The following is a 15,517-nucleotide window of genomic DNA, read 5'->3' on the forward strand; positions in this document are numbered from 1 at the left end:
AGATTCTTCGAGAGTTTGGTAAAAATTATGTAATTAATTTTGTTTAGCTACTTAAGGCAGCCAATGTTGCCTATCTCGCTCGCAAACTGGGCTTTCCTGCTATGCTTATTGCTCATGTCGGTGCTGATACGCTGGCAGAACAGGCACTCAAACCCCTGCGGGAGATAGAGGTAGACCTGAAATATGTAACTGCGATCGAGGGCGAACCGACGGGTGTTTCCATGATTACCGTGCCCCCCGATGGTAAAAAGGGAATTATTTTAGCTGGAAACGCAAATAACATCTGGACAAAGGAGGATATTGCCACTGTGCGAGATGCGATCGCCAATGCGCCTTCTAGTTCGGTACTAGTCGTCGATTACGAGATTGCGCCATTCATTGTTGAAGTTGCGATGAATGCTGCTTGTGAGCGAGATTTTCCGGTAATACTCGACCCATCTCCAGCCGATCGCGTGGAGCAAAATTTGTTCTCACAAGTGACTTATTTGGTTCCAGATGCAGGAGAAGCAGAGAAGTTAAGTGGAATCAAGATTAATTCGGTGGATTGTGCAATTCAAGCCGCACATCATTTTTTAGATCGAGGAGTCAAGAATGCTTGTGTGAAGCTGAAAGACGGAGGCTGTGTACTGATTAACCATGAGCAAACGCTGCATATTCCCCCCGTTCCCGTGGATGTTGTCGATGCAACAGGGGCGGGGGATGCGTTTGCGGGCGCGCTGGCTGTAGCAATATTGGAAAAGCGATCGCTTCAAGATGCTGCAAGTTTGGCAACGGCGGCTTCCCACGTTACAGTCACCCGGTATGGTTCTCAACCAGCCTATCCGACGCGATCGGAACTTGATGCCATGTTTCAACGACTCACACCCCAAGCTTATGTTCTCTCATAACAACACTTACGACTCCAAAGATGCCTGGAGCCTTGTTTTTGACGGGTACGATCCAAAGGATGAAGGGCATCGGGAAGCACTCTGTGCGCTGGGCAATGGCTATTTTGTTACTCGTGCGGCAGCGATCGCAGCAACAGCCGATGAGATCCATTACCCTGGAACCTACCGAGCAGGTCTTTATAATCGCTTAGTTACTTGTATTGAAGGTGAAACGTCCGAAGATGAATCCCTTGTCAATCTACCCAACTGGCTACCGCTAAGATTTCGCATTGATGGCGGAAACTGGTTTTCCATTGATGCAGTTGAAATTCTAACTTACCGCCAAACGCTGGATCTTAAAGGTGGAATTTTGCATCGTGAGATACAATTTTGCGATCCGCAGGGACGACAAACAAAACTACACGAGCAACGGTTTGTCAGCATGGCTCAACCCCACCTTGCTGGATTGCAACTTCAGCTAACTGCCGAAAACTGGTCGGGTGAACTGGAAATTTGTTCAGCGATCGACGGACGGGTGACGAACAACAATGTCAAACGCTACGAACCCTATAATAAGCAACATCTGGAGCCATTAACAACTGGAACCATTCAACCAGAGGGTATCTGGTTGATGGTGCGAACCAAGCAGTCTCGAATCGAGGTAGCTGTAGCAGCGCGTACCCGTGTTTTTGTGGATAGCCATGAAGTAAAGTCCCGAACTGTCGATCGCAAAACTGCACAAATTAGCGAACAGTTGCGGCTTCAAGTCGATCGGGGTGCAGCAATCCAAATTGAGAAAATTGCTGCCCTCTATACCTCCCGTGACCACGCGATCGCTGAAAGTGCTGAAGCAGCAAAGCAAGCAATTCAGGATGCTCCCAGCTTTGCCGAACTGCTCAACGATCATCAATGTGCCTGGAAACGGCTCTGGATTCGCTGTGATATTGACATTGAGCCAGTGGAAAACTTACGGGCGTTACGGTTGCATATCTTTCATATCCTGCAAACAGTTTCGCCTCATACAGCAGATTTAGATGTAGGAGTCCCGGCGCGGGGGTGGCATGGGGAGGATTATCGCGGACACATTTTCTGGGATGAAACCTTTGTGCTGCCGTTTCTGGCCTGTCGCTTTCCAGAAATCGCGCGATCGATGCTGCTATATCGTTACCGTCGCCTGAGTGCAGCAAAAATTCTCGCCCGTCAGCACGGCTACAAAGGGGCAATGTTTCCTTGGCGCAGTGCCAGTACTGGACGCGAAGAAACACCCAGTTTTCAGTTCAACCAGCTTTCAGGACATTGGCTGCGCGATCGCACAAACTTGCAGCATCACATTAACGCCATCATTGCCTGTAATCTGTGGCGCTACTACAATCTCACGAACGATCTTGCCTTCCTAATGGACTACGGCGCAGAGATGATGGTTGAGATTACCCGCTTTTGGGCGAGTATTGCCACCTATAATCCTGACCGCGATCGCTACGAAATTTGCGGGGTAATGGGGCCTGATGAATATCATACCGCTTATCTAGATGGCGAAACTCCCGGCATCAACAATAATACCTACACAAACGTTATGGCAGTCTGGACGCTCTGTCAAACACAGGAAGCCCTAAATCTATTGCCACCTTCCTGCCGTCGTGAATTCTGCGATCGCCTCAACCTCAGCCAGGAAGAAATCAACCATTGGGATACTGTGAGCCGAAAGATGCACGTAGTTTTTGACGACGGTATTTTAAGCCAGTACGAAGGATTCGATCGCTTGCAAAAATTCGATGTGCAGCCGTTTTGTAATCAGCAGGTGAATTTAATCTTGGAGGCAAAAGGGGATGATGTCAATCGCTATCAGGTTAGCAAGCAAGCAGATACCGCGATGCTGTTCTTTTTACTGTCTGGGGCAGAATTGACAAAATTACTAGAGCAGAATGGTTATTCCTTTAATCGCACACAAATGCAGAGGACGATCGCTCATCATCTCCAGCATACAGTGCATGAGTCCAGCCTTTCCCGACTTGTGTATGCTGGAGCAGTTGCCAGATGCGATAGCCTACGGCGGGGCGCAGCACATCGCGAAAAATCCTGGCAGCTATTCATGGAAACACTGTTTGCCGATTTATCGGGGGCAAGTAGTGAAGAGACAAAAAATGGCATTCACTTGGGAGCAATGGCAGGCACACTCCATCTTCTTCAGCACCATTACCTTGGGTTACACGCTTACGGTGGTAATATTTGCCTCGACCCGTGCCTTCCAACTTCACTAAACCGATTTCGCGTTAGCCTTCAGCATCAAGGGAACGATTTAGAAATTGAAGTTATTGACAACGATTTGAGGGTAATAGCATCGCCAATTAACTCATCATCCGTCCAAATTATTTGTCGGAGTGATGTGATGGATTTACAACCTGGTACTTCAATTACTATTAACCTGCTAGATTCGGTTTCCTCAGTTAAGAGCCATTGAACTTGAGAGGTAGATGTTCTATTAATGACTCTCCAATACACAGTTGTTATCTTTCACTAGGAAGACGCGATGCCTACGGCGGGCTGCGCCTACGCACAACTGCTTCCGTAGGATGGTAAGAGTTATATGTTCGGGTTTATGCATACAGAACCTATAATTACAATTGACATCCTCTCGCCGCTAACTGCAAGCAGTGTAGCGGGAGATTCCTAAACCTCACGATTCAGGTTTCTGTTTCTTTCCCAAAAGGGTTTTTTGCAACTGCCATGAAAGACTTATGCCCATCAGGTCTTATGTTCGCTCCACAGACAAGCCAGCGCGGTCTTGGGGGTTTCCCCCATGAGTGACTGGCGCTGTAACGGTGTGTCCCACCGCCAAGATGTTCCTTGCAGCGTTGATATCCCGGTCATGGTGTGTCCCACAATTTGGGCAATCCCACTCCCTAATGTTCAACGGCAATTTATCAAGAATATGTCCACAGTTCCCACAGCGTTTAGAACTGGGAAACCATCGGTCAATTTTTACCAAGGTTCGACCGCACCACTTAGCTTTATGTCAAATAGCTTAAGCGAAGAAGGCAAAACTAAATGGCGGCTGTAAAGCCTGTAGAAGTTGCAGCATTAATTCGCGAAACTCGACAGCTACTGCAACTATCCCAAGTGAAATTTGCAGAGAAACTTGGTGTGTCATTTGGGAGCGTCAATCGTTGGGAAAATGGACGAACCCGACCAATTCCTTTAGCACTCAAGCAAATTGAAACACTGCTGCATAATATGGGAGAAGAGGGTGAGGAACTGTTGGCCAAATACTTTAAAAATCAGGGGTAGCAGGGATGTCATCTAACAGAGAAGGCATGACTGGCAGAAGTATTTTGATTGAGGGTGGCGAGGTTGGGAACCTGATGCGATCGCTGAATTGGTCACAGACTCCTTTAGGTGATGTAGCTAATTGGCCTCAGAGCTTACGGAGCGCGATTAGCATATTGCTGCCTTCTAAAGCCCAGATTTGTCTGTTCTGGGGAACGGAATTAATCACGATTTATAATGATGCCTATAGCCCTGCTCTAGCCTCAAAGCATCCTTGGGCATTAGGTCGCCCAGCTAAGGAAGTATGGAGCGAAGTCTGGAATGTTTTAGAACCTTTGGTTAATGGAGTTATTGCAACAGGAGTTGCATTCTGGGCGCAAGATTATTTATTTTTCCTGAATCGATATGGTTACATAGAGGAAACTTACTTCGATATCTCCTACGACCCCGTGCGAGACGAGAGCGGGAGCGTGGGAGGAGTATTTTGTATTGTCAGTGAAACAACAGGACGCGTCCTGGGAGATCGGCGTTTACAAACTCTGAGCTTACTAGCGAGCGAAACGGCTCAAGCAAAGACTGTAGAAGCAGCTTGTTTGAGTGCAATTCAATCTCTAGCAACAAATTCTTATGATATTCCATTTGCCATGCTGTATCAGGTGGAGGCAGACGGCAGTAATGCAAAGCTGGTTGGAACTACTACTCCAATCGAGCAAATAGAAGCAATACCATCGAGAGTGAACTTAACTCAGCAGAGTGATGCGTGGAAACTCAACCAAGTTTATCAAACCAGGGAAGCAGCAATCATTGATGATTTGACAACTCGGTTCGGGGCTTTGCCCAAAGGAGCTTGGGACAAACCTCCCTCGGAAGCTTGGGTGGTGCCGCTGATCCCAGCTGGACAACAACAAATAGTTGGATTGCTGGTATTGGGCATCAATTCACACCGCGCTTTCGAGCAAGAGTATCGAAAGTTCTTTGATTTGATAGTAGGCAATGTGACAAGTGCGATCGCCAATGCCAATGCTTATGAAGAAGAACGCAAGCGCCTTGAGGCACTAGCAGAACTGGATCGAGCTAAAACGACCTTCTTCAATAATGTCAGCCATGAATTTCGCACTCCTCTAACGCTGATGCTGTCGCCGCTCAAAGAAACGTTAACCGAATTAGACGAAATTCTTCCAGCTAAAGCACGAGCGCAATTAGAGATGGTGCAGCGTAATGGAATACGACTGCTCAAGCTGGTGAATACTCTGTTAGATTTCTCACGCATTGAAGCCGGACGCACGATAGCTAGCTATGAACCAATCGATTTAGCTAAATACACCGTAGAACTAGCAAGCATTTTCCAATCTGCTGCTGAGTCTGCGGGATTAGAATTAATTGTAGATTGCCCTCATGTAGCAGAACTTGTTTACGTGGATCGGCAAATGTGGGAGAAGATTTTATTAAATTTGCTCTCGAATGCATTAAAGTTCACCTTTGAAGGAAAGATTACAGTTTCTTTGCACTTGCTTGGGAATATAGTGTCATTGGTGGTGTGCGACACGGGTACTGGTATTCCAGCACAAGAGGTTCCCCGGTTATTTGAGCGGTTTCATCGAGTTGAAGGTGCTAAAGGACGCACCTTTGAGGGAACGGGTATTGGGCTGTCGCTAGTCCAAGAATTAGTCCATCTACATGGTGGGACGATTACGGTTGACAGCACGTTAGGTCAAGGAAGTACCTTTACTGTGCAATTGTCAACTGGAACGGCTCACTTACCGCAAGATCGTCTCAAGACTGACCAAAGCAGTGTTTATAGCGTTGCTGGTGCAACGTCTTATGTTGAAGAAGCTTTAGGTTGGCTTCCGAAAGAAGCTGTTGAGCAAAATTTCTCTTCTGCCTCAGATAGCCCCCCTACTTCTTTTGCCCGAATTCTCCTGGTGGATGATAACGCAGATATGCGCGATTATTTACAACGGATTCTTAGCGAGTACTACACAGTGGACTTGGCTGTTGACGGTGAAACTGCTCTAGCCGTTGCATACAATACCCCGCCGGATCTGATCCTCAGCGATGTGATGATGCCAAGAATGGATGGCTTTGAGTTGTTGCGGCAGTTACGAGGTGATTCTAGAACACGTGAAATTCCAGTATTGCTGTTGTCTGCCCGTGCTGGAGAAGAATCGGCAGTCGAAGGCTTAGAGGCTGGAGCAGATGATTACTTGGTGAAGCCATTCAGCCGACGGGAATTACTGGCGCGGGTTGCCGCCAATCTAGAATTGGGACGAGTGCGCCTTGGAGCCAGTCAGCAGCGCTTTCGCTTCCTGGCTGAATCCATTCCCCAAATGGTTTGGACGGCTGATGCCATCGGGCAGGTGGATTATTGTAGCCCTCGGTGGCGTGATTACACCGGATTGAGCCTTTTGCAAATCTACGGGTTCGGCTGGCAAAACCTGATCCATCCAGAGGATCGAGAACACACTATCTCGGTATGGACTCAAGCTGTTGAAATGATCACCCAATACGAGGTTGAACATCGCTTAAGACAGGCTGATGGAACCTATTGTTGGCATCTCACCCGTGCTTTACCAATGCTGGGTGAAAACAATCAAATCATTCGCTGGTATGGCACTTGCACAGACATCAGTGAGCAAAAGCTTGCAGAGTCAGCCTTGCGTCGTTCTGAAGAACGCTATCGAACGCTGTTTGAGTCCATTGACGAAGGCTTTTGCGCGATCGAAATGCTTTTTGATGAAAACGGCACGCCGAACGATTACCGCTTTTTGGAAATCAGTCCGTCGTTTGAGAAACAAACCGGACTCAAGGATATACTTGGTCAAAGGATGCGCCAGCTTGCTCCGAATCATGAAAAGTATTGGTTTGAAATTTACGGGCAAGTCGCCATAACGGGCGAACCCATTCGCTTCGAGAATCAAGCTGTTGCCTTAGACCGTTGGTTTGACCTTTATGCCTTCCGCATTGGGCAGCCGAAAGACCGAAAAGTTGGTGTCCTTTTCAAAGACATTACCGATCGCAAATTTGCTGAAGCAGCCCTGCGAGAAAGTGAAGAGCTAAAGGAACGAATTTTAGAGAGCAGTCAAGACTGCATTAAAGTTTTAACCTTAGATGGGCGGTTAATCTACTTGAATCAAGGCGGGCTGAGTCTAGGCTGTTGATTTTGGCTATTTTTTGGGGAATTACCGAAAAATTATTTGTGCTGGTTTTTGCTTGTGTGAAAGCGCCCGCAACAGCCATCTTTACGCCAAAATAAAAAACACAATTTCTGCATGAAGTCTTGTGGGCTAAAAGGTACAGAGTCAACAGCCTAGGCTGAGTCTCCTAGAAATTGACGATCCGGCATTATTCATTAATGCTGAGTGGATTAATTTTTGGCAAGACGAAGACCAAGAAAATGCTGCGAATGCCCTCACTGCCGCGTTATCGGGCGATGTTGGTCAATTTCAAGGCTACTGCCCCACGGCAAAAGGAAAGCCGAAATGGTGGGATGTTATTGTCACACCAATTCGAGATGCATCAGAGCAAGTTGTCCAACTCTTGTCAATCTCACGAGATATTACCAAGCAAAAGCTTGCCGAAGCTGAACGCGAACAACTCCTTGAGCGTGAGCAAGCTGCTCGTCAGCAAGCTCAGACAGCGAATCGAATTAAAGATGAGTTTCTGGCAGTACTATCCCATGAATTGCGATCGCCCCTTAACCCGATCTTGGGCTGGACGAGTTTGCTTCGCAAAGGCTCTTTAGACAAGAGCAAAACTGCTTATGCAGTGGAAACCATTGAGCGCAATGCTAAACTCCAGGTGCAATTAATTGAAGATTTGCTGGATATTTCTCGCATTTTACAGGGCAAACTGAGTTTGAATGTGACACCCGTCGAGCTGGGTGCAGTGATCCGAGCCGCTTTAGAAACTGTTCGATTAGCAGCAGTAGCCAAGTCACTGCGAATTCAGACAACAGTTTCATCCACGCTTGTCACGATTAGCGGAGATGCTGTTAGGTTGCAGCAGGTGCTGTGGAACCTGTTATCGAATGCAGTCAAATTTACGCCGAATGACGGTGAGATTACAGTTGCTCTAACAATAGCTGGAACTGATGCCCAAATTAGTGTCAGCGACACTGGAAAAGGTATTAATCCTGACTTTATCCCCTACATCTTTGAACATTTCCGGCAAGAGGATGGGGCAACGACCCGTAAATTTGGGGGATTGGGATTGGGATTAGCGATCGCACGGCAAATTGTTGAACTGCACGGAGGCAGTATTCAAGCCGAGAGTTTAGGTATTGGAAAAGGGGCAACTTTCACCGTGAAGTTGCCGTTGCCCAAGCATAATGATTACCGAATAAGCAATCAACCAATTTCCGATACGCTTACGTCTTCTATTTTGCCGTTGCTGAATGTGAAAATACTTGTCGTTGACGATGACTTCGACACCCGCGAGTTAATTGTTTTTGTTTTTGAGCAGGCAGGGGCAATTGTTACCTCTGTAGCATCGGCGAGTGCAGCATTGTCAGTTCTAGTCGAGTTCAAACCTGATGTGCTGGTCAGTGATATTGGAATGCCAGAGATGGATGGTTATATGCTAATACGAAAAATTCGGGCGATGTCACTCAATAAGCCAATTCCAGCGCTTGCACTTACTGCTTATGCTGGAGAGATTAACTCTAAGCAGGCAGTAGAAGCTGGATTTCAACGGCATATTTCTAAACCAATTGACCCAGAGATACTTGTGCAAACTATTGTAGCTTTAATCTCTTGTACATAATATTACTTGACAATTACCACATCTGCGATCGCCGTACTTCTTCCCTACGGGACGCTATTGCGAACAAAGAAGCAAGCGGGAGCTGTCTTCGTATCCTTTGGAGAATGAACTGCTATCTTTTCTACATACCAATTCCCCGTGAAGAATGGTGTGTTTTTCAGAACATCACCTTCATAGAATTATCGCAACTTCTCAAACAGCTGGCAGGCCATGTTAAGCTCAGGGCTTTTCGTCGTCATCCGCGAGGTCTTAAAAAACCTCAACCAAAGCGGACTTATCTCAAGAATCGACCTCATGTCTCAACTTTTAAGATTCTAAACCACCAGAAAAAACTGGAAAACAACACACCTTGAAAGGGCTAGTTCTAATATTTACTTATCTTCACATAGTTTGGTTTTTTTATGCCGACTTACTTAATGTAAAGGCGTTAAGTTGCTGTAACGCTCTTTCGGTTACTTCGCAGAATTCAGGCGATATTAATATCATTCACACTTTTGGACTTGAGATATTGCAAAACCTCTTGATATATCTGACTGCTAACGCGATCGCCCCTTCTACCATTCTCTAGTTTAATATCATCAACGAAGAAATTGAGCTTAAATTCAGCATAGGTAATCCCATCATCGCTATGATTAGTACCTTTGATTAAAACTTGTGGTTCTTGCCACTTTTGTCGCGGTTCTTTGAATCGTTCCCGAACCCATCTATTTAATTCCATCACATAATCATCAATCCGAGTTTCTTCACTTTGGGGATTAGAAATTTTTTGGTATAAACGCTGCGATCTCCGCTTGAGTAGGTTAAGTTTACGTTCCCACTCTTCAGAAACCATGTAACTATCATTATCCAAGAGATTTGGATCGCGAATCCAGATGCGATACCATTCCCGAACTAACTCAATCAACGAATCTTGAACTCTGATTTCTTGCAAGTTAAAAATAGTACGATTGTTTTGAGCTTCCGCAATTGCTTCTAACCCAATTAAAGCTAGTATATCCTTATACTCCTGCTGTACATTATTAATTTCATCTTGAGTTAGCCCACCCTTTTCGGCAAACTGGAGTGTAACAACTAGTGTTTCTAGTCCTATTTGAATCTCTTCTAGTTTATAGTTAACTTCCTGTTCTGCAATTAAGCGTAATTTACCTATTTTTTGTTGTTCTGTTAGTTCATCAATTTGATAATAATCATCAAATATTTCTAATTTTTTATCAATATCTCCTAACGTATCTGGATGAGATAGAATAATTTTTACTATCATCTGTTTAGCTTCATACATATCGTACTTGACTAATACTTCTACCTGACTGGAGTGATGATAATAAGCTGTAGGACGGCTGAGGTTAATAATATTCTGGCTTTGTAAATTACTATTAGGAATATAAATATTATAATGTTTGTCAGGTACATAAAGTTGCGTAACCCGCACGCCAATTTTTCTTAGTATGGCAATAGAACCGTCCTCAAGTCGCAAAACATCACCAAACTGGAAGGGTGTATCAATCAACAACACAACACCACTAAAGAAGTTTGCCAGGATGCCTTGAGCTGCAAAACCAATTACAAATGTCGCACCACCTAAAGCTACCCAAATACCAGTAAGATCGAGTCCAAAGGAACGTAAAACCAAAAAAGCAGCTATCAAGTAAATTACAACAGGAACTACTGCTTCTAAGAGAGGTAGTAGCACATCGTCCCACATGGCTTCTGTTTGTTGAGTATACTGCTTCAGGTAATAGATAAAAACTTCAATAAAAACTTGTACTATCCAATAGCTAATTGATATGATTATTCCAGCTGTTATGATATTCTCAAAGCTGTCAATCACTGTACCTGAAGGCAGACTCTCGAAGGTTAATTTTAGGACACCCAACACAAAAGTAGCTAGAGCCGGATAAGCCGAAACGTTAAGGGTAACTAGGGCAATATCTCGTTCAAATTTGCGAAAAATAGAACGCAATACATAAAATAAAATGACGTAAAGTAAAATGCCGCCAACAAATGTAATTAGTAAGCTACTCACAACGAAAGCCCAAGTATTTGTTTCAAATGGTAAAAATTTGTTTAGCATTGTAGTAGTTTTATTGCTCTAATTTATAATTTTTTCATTATCTTAAATTTATCTTAAATCAAAAAATAATGTTTAAAACCCTCATCAGATAAGGGCTTTAAATATTATCAAAGCTATGTAGCATAATAAGTACCGAAGAACCTAAAAACTAACGTTCAACAGTAGCAATGCTTTAAGATTTTTAGTATATCTATAGGAATCCGCTTTGATTTCTGAACTGATTTGCGTAGGCAGGGAATAGGCAATAGGCAATAGGCAACAGGAAAGAAGGCTTCCTAGTTGTACTGAGTTTTTTCAGAAATCAAATATGAGTCCTATATTATTCAATTTCGAGTTTGAGTCCAGGGAGTAAACGTTCTAGATTTTTCAAGGATTTTCCTTGCCAAGGCATAGTACTTGAACCTAAAACAAGCAACTGAATTCCTTTTTTCTTACGCAAGCTCAGGACAAATTTTGATAACATACTAATACCGGAACTATTGAGAAATGCTAAATCTCTTAAGTTCAAAGTCATCGTTGCAGGATCGGTTGCGGCAATTTTATTGAGTAGATTGGTAATTGGTTCATATTCACTCGATCCCCCAAGGCTCAATTCTCCTTTAAAGTTGACTGTTGCAGAGTCTGTATCAGCTTCAACGGTATAATCTCCATCTTTAATCTCTTGCAAAACCATAATATGTTCTTTTCCTAAATAAACAATATTTGAATCAGATACCGACGAATACTATACCTTAAATTGTGCCATTGTAGTTACAGCCATGAATATAGATTCTTGTTGAATAGTTTCTAATTTCCAACCAATTTTGGCTGAGTAATCATTAATCATGGTTAACAAACCTAAACCAGAAGATCCAGTTTCTTCAGTGCTTTTTTCAACTTGATGCACATACATTTCATGGGTATTTAAAGTTAAAATTTTTTCAATAACTGCTCTCAATTTGGCTTCAGCTTCTAGTTTAATACTATTGCTGGCAAAAATCACGGCAGTGACACTATCTGCGTCATTCAATAAATGAATACCAAATCTTACTTTGTAGTTAGAACTATCATCATTAAACTTCATCGCATTTTCTAAAAGTTCGTTGGCGACATAGCTAACAGCACTTTTACTTTCTTTGATTATTTGTTCTTGATTTGGGTCATTTTCATCTACAGCTAAAAAGTTGGTAAAGTAGTCAGCAAAAAAATGTGCTGAAAGACGATTGCTACGCCAACGTTGTTTAATTGGGCGAGAAGTGGGTGTAAAAGAAAGTTCAAGAGAATCATGTTCTGGAGGAAAGTCAGAGATCAAATCACCAAATAATTCAGTTTTGATTATAGTAGAGACTGTAGATATTGGGAGCATACTTTTTTAATCTCAAAATAATTGTAAATGAATGCAGGTTAAGCACCAATAAGAAGATTTTTAAAAGGTAAGAATTCAGAAGGCAGAATAGTTAAATAATCAAAAAAATTTTATGAATAAATATATTAGGCATTCTAGATTTCTTATAAATTATGACTCCTGAATTCTTACTTTAAAAATTGAATTTCATGATTTAATACCGCAATTGTGCAATGCCCAATAAGCTAAAAATATAAGTCGATGATCGTATAGCAGTTTTAAATCATTTTTTAAATAAATTAACTGTAGAGGCACAGAGAGAAAATTGGAGATTTTCATGGCTCATTTTGGATTGCTAGAGCATTGTTTATATTTGTCTATATTAACTTTCAGAGACTTCTTCCTGTCGCTTGAATACTAGCAATGTGATGTCATCAAATACTTTTTGTTTACCAATATGTCGTCGCACATCTAAAATTACTGCATCTTTAATTTCTGATGCTGATTTGTGCCAGTTTTGACTGATTATTTCACATAACGGTTCAAGGCCGTATTGATTTTTATTGATGTCTTTGGCTTCGGTAATACCATCGGTGTAGAGGACAACCCCATCACCTGGTTGTAATTCCAGGGTTATATCGCTAATAAAATCAGTTATGTCATCATCTAAACCAATAGGGAAACCCAAGTCCATCGTGTCAATAAGCTCAATTTGCCCACCTTTGCGGATGATAATTGTTTCTTCGTGCTGTCCACTGATACTTATTTGCCCTTGAGCATAGTTGAGAATCACCAATGTCAAGTTCTTCTCAGAGTTCATCCGTTGCACATTCTTGCAGATGGTGCGGTTGAGTGTATCAAAGAAGCGCACCGAGTCAGATTCGCGGATTTCTTTAAGGAGGCGAACTGCTGTTTGTGTCATTAACATTAACAATCCACTTTCTAGCCCATGTCCAGTTACGTCTCCAATACCAAGAGTTACTACTCCGTCGGTGTGCAGTACATCATAGTAATCGCCGCCGACTTCATCCGCAGCTTCCATAAAGCCAGCAATATCTAGTCCTTCAATAGCTTCTAGTTCTTCTGGTTTTGGGAGAATCATCTGTTGCATTCGCCGAATTATATCAAGTTCGGCACTCATGCGGAGATTATCTCCTTTGAGTTTTTCATTGAGAATATTAATTTCTTCATTAGCTTCAGCTAGTTCAGCAGTGCGTTCTTGAACTTTAATTTCTAGGTTGTGGGCATAATCTTCCAATTGCCGATAGGAAAGCATCAGATTTTTCCATAAAACCTGTACAAGACCAATTATTAATGCGCTGATAACAGTTAATAATGGTGTAAATACAGGAATTAACCAACCACTAAGAAAGGCAATGTAAGCACTGCTAAAAATAATCACCACAGCTAGTAATAAACCACCTATGGTCAGCCAACGTTTTTTAATGTAAATTGTGCCAAAGGTGGCACTGTATCCAGACCAAAAGATGATTAAGAACCAGTTTAGAGGTTTAACGATAGCTCGCATCATTGGGCGGCCATCTATGGCGGCGCTGAGAATTTGACTGGTAAGATTTGCGTGAACTACTACTCCAGGGACTAGCTCTGTGGGAAAAAATAAATTGCTATTGTAAGGTGTACTATAGCTATCATTTAAACTGGGAGCTTTTGCACCGACCAAAACTAGGCGATCGCGCATAAAATTAGTAGGTATGCGATTTTCTAAAACATCGGTCATGGAAATATGAGGAAAGCTGTCTAGCCCTCCTCGATAATTCATTAAAACTTGGTATCCCCCCATATCAGCTTCGTTGTATTGCCCATCATTGCTAGATAGAGGTACAAACTTAGCTTTGCCTAAACCATAGATTTGTTTATCTGCGTTGATTGATTTTAATTCAATGCCTGCTTTTTCTAAATATGTTAAGGCTAGTTTAACTCCTAGCCCTTGAGCTAAACTTTGATCGGGTTTACCTAATAAAATAATCCCGCGTCGGATTTTGCCATCTGTATCTAAGAGTAAGTCGTTGGCAGCTACTTGACTCTGTTTAGCTAAAATTGGTGGTGGCGCAACTGGTTTTCCAGCAACTTTTTCAATGCCAATAAAATTGGGAGTATTTTGAAATTCTTTAACGAGTTCTGCGTGTCCCGGTTCTACGGGTAAATCTCGATAGATATCGATGGCGATCGCTCTTGGTTGTTGTGCTTTGATATTGCGAATCATTTTCGCCATAACGCGATCAGACATCGGCCATTGCTTGACATATTGAATATCTGGCTCATCAATTGTGACAATCACAATTCGTTTGTCTATAGCTTCTTGTGGACGAATACGAAATAATTGATCTAAAGTTACCCATTCTAAAATTCTAAAAACACCTATATTACTCCCTGCAATGACCAATCCGGCAACACAGGGAGTAATTATCAGTGTTCCTTGCCATTTTTTAAGTGATTTTTTGAGTTTTTGCCACATTATTCTTTAAAAAGCTTCTGTCAATGGTTGAGAGGCAATATTTTCTAGTCCAACTTGCTTGAGTAAATCGTGCCATTCAGTAGCAAAAGCTTTATTATTTGGTTGCGATCGCTTTGCCGCCGCTAAAATTTTTAGGGTATCATACCATACACCAGACTCAGCATACTTAGTGGCTAATTCCACAGGAGATGAGGCTAACTCCTGCTCATTAAATGTAGCCTTGACTCGTTTTATCCACCCTGTTACAGAATAATTATCAGGTCGGAGAATTCCGCCTGGTTCAATAGGTGCAAAATACCACAGGTAATTTTTATCTATTACTAAAGGTGGTGCTGCTGGAGGTAACGTAATACTAACTACACCGCCATCGGGAGGAACTTTTAGCATTGTTGAATAATGGGAATTTCCGTCTTCGTCTTGGAGGCTGAAAAATACAGTTTCTGCGCCAACTGGAGGCAAATAGACAAAAATTGTGGGGCTTGCTAATACAGTGCGTCCCTGTTTAGTAGGGGGAACTAATGCTGTTAATGGTGGAGTTTTTCCCCTTGTACCACCACCGATGCTGCTTCTGGGGGTTGAATTTCCACTAGGTAGAGTCAATTGCACATCACCCCTAGTACCGCCGCCAACACTGGTTCTAGGTGCTGAACCTCCGGGTAAGGCGAATTGGACATCACCCCTTGTACCACCGCCAACGCTAGTTCTAGGTGCCGAACCTCCGGGTAAGGCGAATTGGACATCACCCCTTGTACCAC

Annotated in this window: 11 protein-coding genes; 5 read left to right on the plus strand and 6 right to left on the minus strand. The window is 43.0% G+C overall.

Annotated features, from left to right (window positions below; all coding sequences use genetic code 11):
- Positions 1-101 precede the first annotated feature (101 nt).
- Together ABF638_RS31980 and ABF638_RS31985 are read left to right on the plus strand one after the other, a co-directional pair.
- A complete protein-coding gene (locus ABF638_RS31980; protein WP_435026873.1) occupies positions 102-887 on the plus strand; it encodes a PfkB family carbohydrate kinase in 786 nt (261 codons plus the stop codon).
- Positions 874-3,324: a glycoside hydrolase family 65 protein gene (locus tag ABF638_RS31985; RefSeq protein ID WP_435026881.1), complete on the plus strand. Its 2,451-nt coding sequence runs from the start codon at positions 874-876 to the stop codon at positions 3,322-3,324. Before ABF638_RS31980 ends, ABF638_RS31985 begins: the two co-directional genes overlap by 14 nt.
- Positions 3,325-3,615: 291 nt before the next feature.
- Here the strand turns inward: ABF638_RS31985 and ABF638_RS31990 are convergent, their stop codons facing one another.
- The gene (locus ABF638_RS31990; protein ID WP_435026874.1) at positions 3,616-3,852 is read right to left on the minus strand and encodes a zinc ribbon domain-containing protein; all 237 of its coding nucleotides are present in this window, start codon (positions 3,850-3,852) and stop codon (positions 3,616-3,618) included.
- A gap of 59 nt (positions 3,853-3,911) precedes the next feature.
- Between ABF638_RS31990 and ABF638_RS31995 the strand changes: the two genes are divergently transcribed.
- From ABF638_RS31995 to ABF638_RS32005, 3 genes are all read left to right on the plus strand, one after another.
- Entirely contained in the window at positions 3,912-4,151 is a 240-nt protein-coding gene (locus ABF638_RS31995; protein WP_334842637.1) for a helix-turn-helix domain-containing protein, read from the plus strand.
- 5 nt (positions 4,152-4,156) lie between these two features.
- A complete protein-coding gene (locus ABF638_RS32000; RefSeq protein ID WP_435026875.1) occupies positions 4,157-7,288 on the plus strand; it encodes a response regulator in 3,132 nt (1,043 codons plus the stop codon).
- Positions 7,289-7,478: 190 nt separating this feature from the next.
- The gene (locus tag ABF638_RS32005; RefSeq protein WP_435026882.1) at positions 7,479-8,891 is read left to right on the plus strand and encodes an ATP-binding protein; all 1,413 of its coding nucleotides are present in this window, start codon (positions 7,479-7,481) and stop codon (positions 8,889-8,891) included.
- A gap of 466 nt (positions 8,892-9,357) precedes the next feature.
- On the opposite strand, the gene ABF638_RS32010 is transcribed toward ABF638_RS32005, so the two are convergent.
- The 5 genes from ABF638_RS32010 to ABF638_RS32030 all read right to left on the minus strand — a co-directional run.
- Entirely contained in the window at positions 9,358-10,962 is a 1,605-nt protein-coding gene (locus ABF638_RS32010) for a mechanosensitive ion channel family protein (RefSeq protein ID WP_435026876.1), read from the minus strand.
- Positions 10,963-11,281: 319 nt separating this feature from the next.
- Complete coding sequence (locus ABF638_RS32015) at positions 11,282-11,635, minus strand: slr1659 superfamily regulator (RefSeq protein WP_435026877.1); 354 nt, start codon at positions 11,633-11,635, stop codon at positions 11,282-11,284.
- A gap of 51 nt (positions 11,636-11,686) precedes the next feature.
- Positions 11,687-12,307: a DUF6272 family protein gene (locus ABF638_RS32020; RefSeq protein ID WP_435026878.1), complete on the minus strand. Its 621-nt coding sequence runs from the start codon at positions 12,305-12,307 to the stop codon at positions 11,687-11,689.
- A 361-nt stretch (positions 12,308-12,668) separates the two neighbouring features.
- The gene (locus ABF638_RS32025; RefSeq protein WP_435026879.1) at positions 12,669-14,762 is read right to left on the minus strand and encodes a CHASE2 domain-containing protein; all 2,094 of its coding nucleotides are present in this window, start codon (positions 14,760-14,762) and stop codon (positions 12,669-12,671) included.
- Between the two features lie 6 nt (positions 14,763-14,768).
- Positions 14,769-15,517, minus strand: a 749-nt coding sequence (locus ABF638_RS32030; protein WP_435026880.1) for a DUF928 domain-containing protein, incomplete at its 5' end; no start/stop codon positions are given.

The organism is Nostoc sp. CALU 1950 (genome assembly GCF_051172895.1).
GTDB lineage: Bacteria > Cyanobacteriota > Cyanobacteriia > Cyanobacteriales > Nostocaceae > Nostoc > Nostoc edaphicum_A.

Bases quoted from the DNA above. Each gene is read 5' to 3' on its own strand.
- ABF638_RS31980 (WP_435026873.1), top strand. From the start codon at position 102: ATGCTTATTGCTCATGTCGGTGCTGATACGCTGGCAGAACAGGCACTC.
- ABF638_RS31985 (WP_435026881.1), top strand. From the start codon at position 874: ATGTTCTCTCATAACAACACTTACGACTCCAAAGATGCCTGGAGCCTT.
- ABF638_RS31995 (WP_334842637.1), top strand. From the start codon at position 3,912: ATGGCGGCTGTAAAGCCTGTAGAAGTTGCAGCATTAATTCGCGAAACT.
- ABF638_RS32000 (WP_435026875.1), top strand. From the start codon at position 4,157: ATGTCATCTAACAGAGAAGGCATGACTGGCAGAAGTATTTTGATTGAG.
- ABF638_RS32010 (WP_435026876.1), bottom strand. From the start codon at position 10,962: ATGCTAAACAAATTTTTACCATTTGAAACAAATACTTGGGCTTTCGTT.
- ABF638_RS32015 (WP_435026877.1), bottom strand. From the start codon at position 11,635: ATGGTTTTGCAAGAGATTAAAGATGGAGATTATACCGTTGAAGCTGAT.
- ABF638_RS32020 (WP_435026878.1), bottom strand. From the start codon at position 12,307: ATGCTCCCAATATCTACAGTCTCTACTATAATCAAAACTGAATTATTT.
- ABF638_RS32025 (WP_435026879.1), bottom strand. From the start codon at position 14,762: ATGTGGCAAAAACTCAAAAAATCACTTAAAAAATGGCAAGGAACACTG.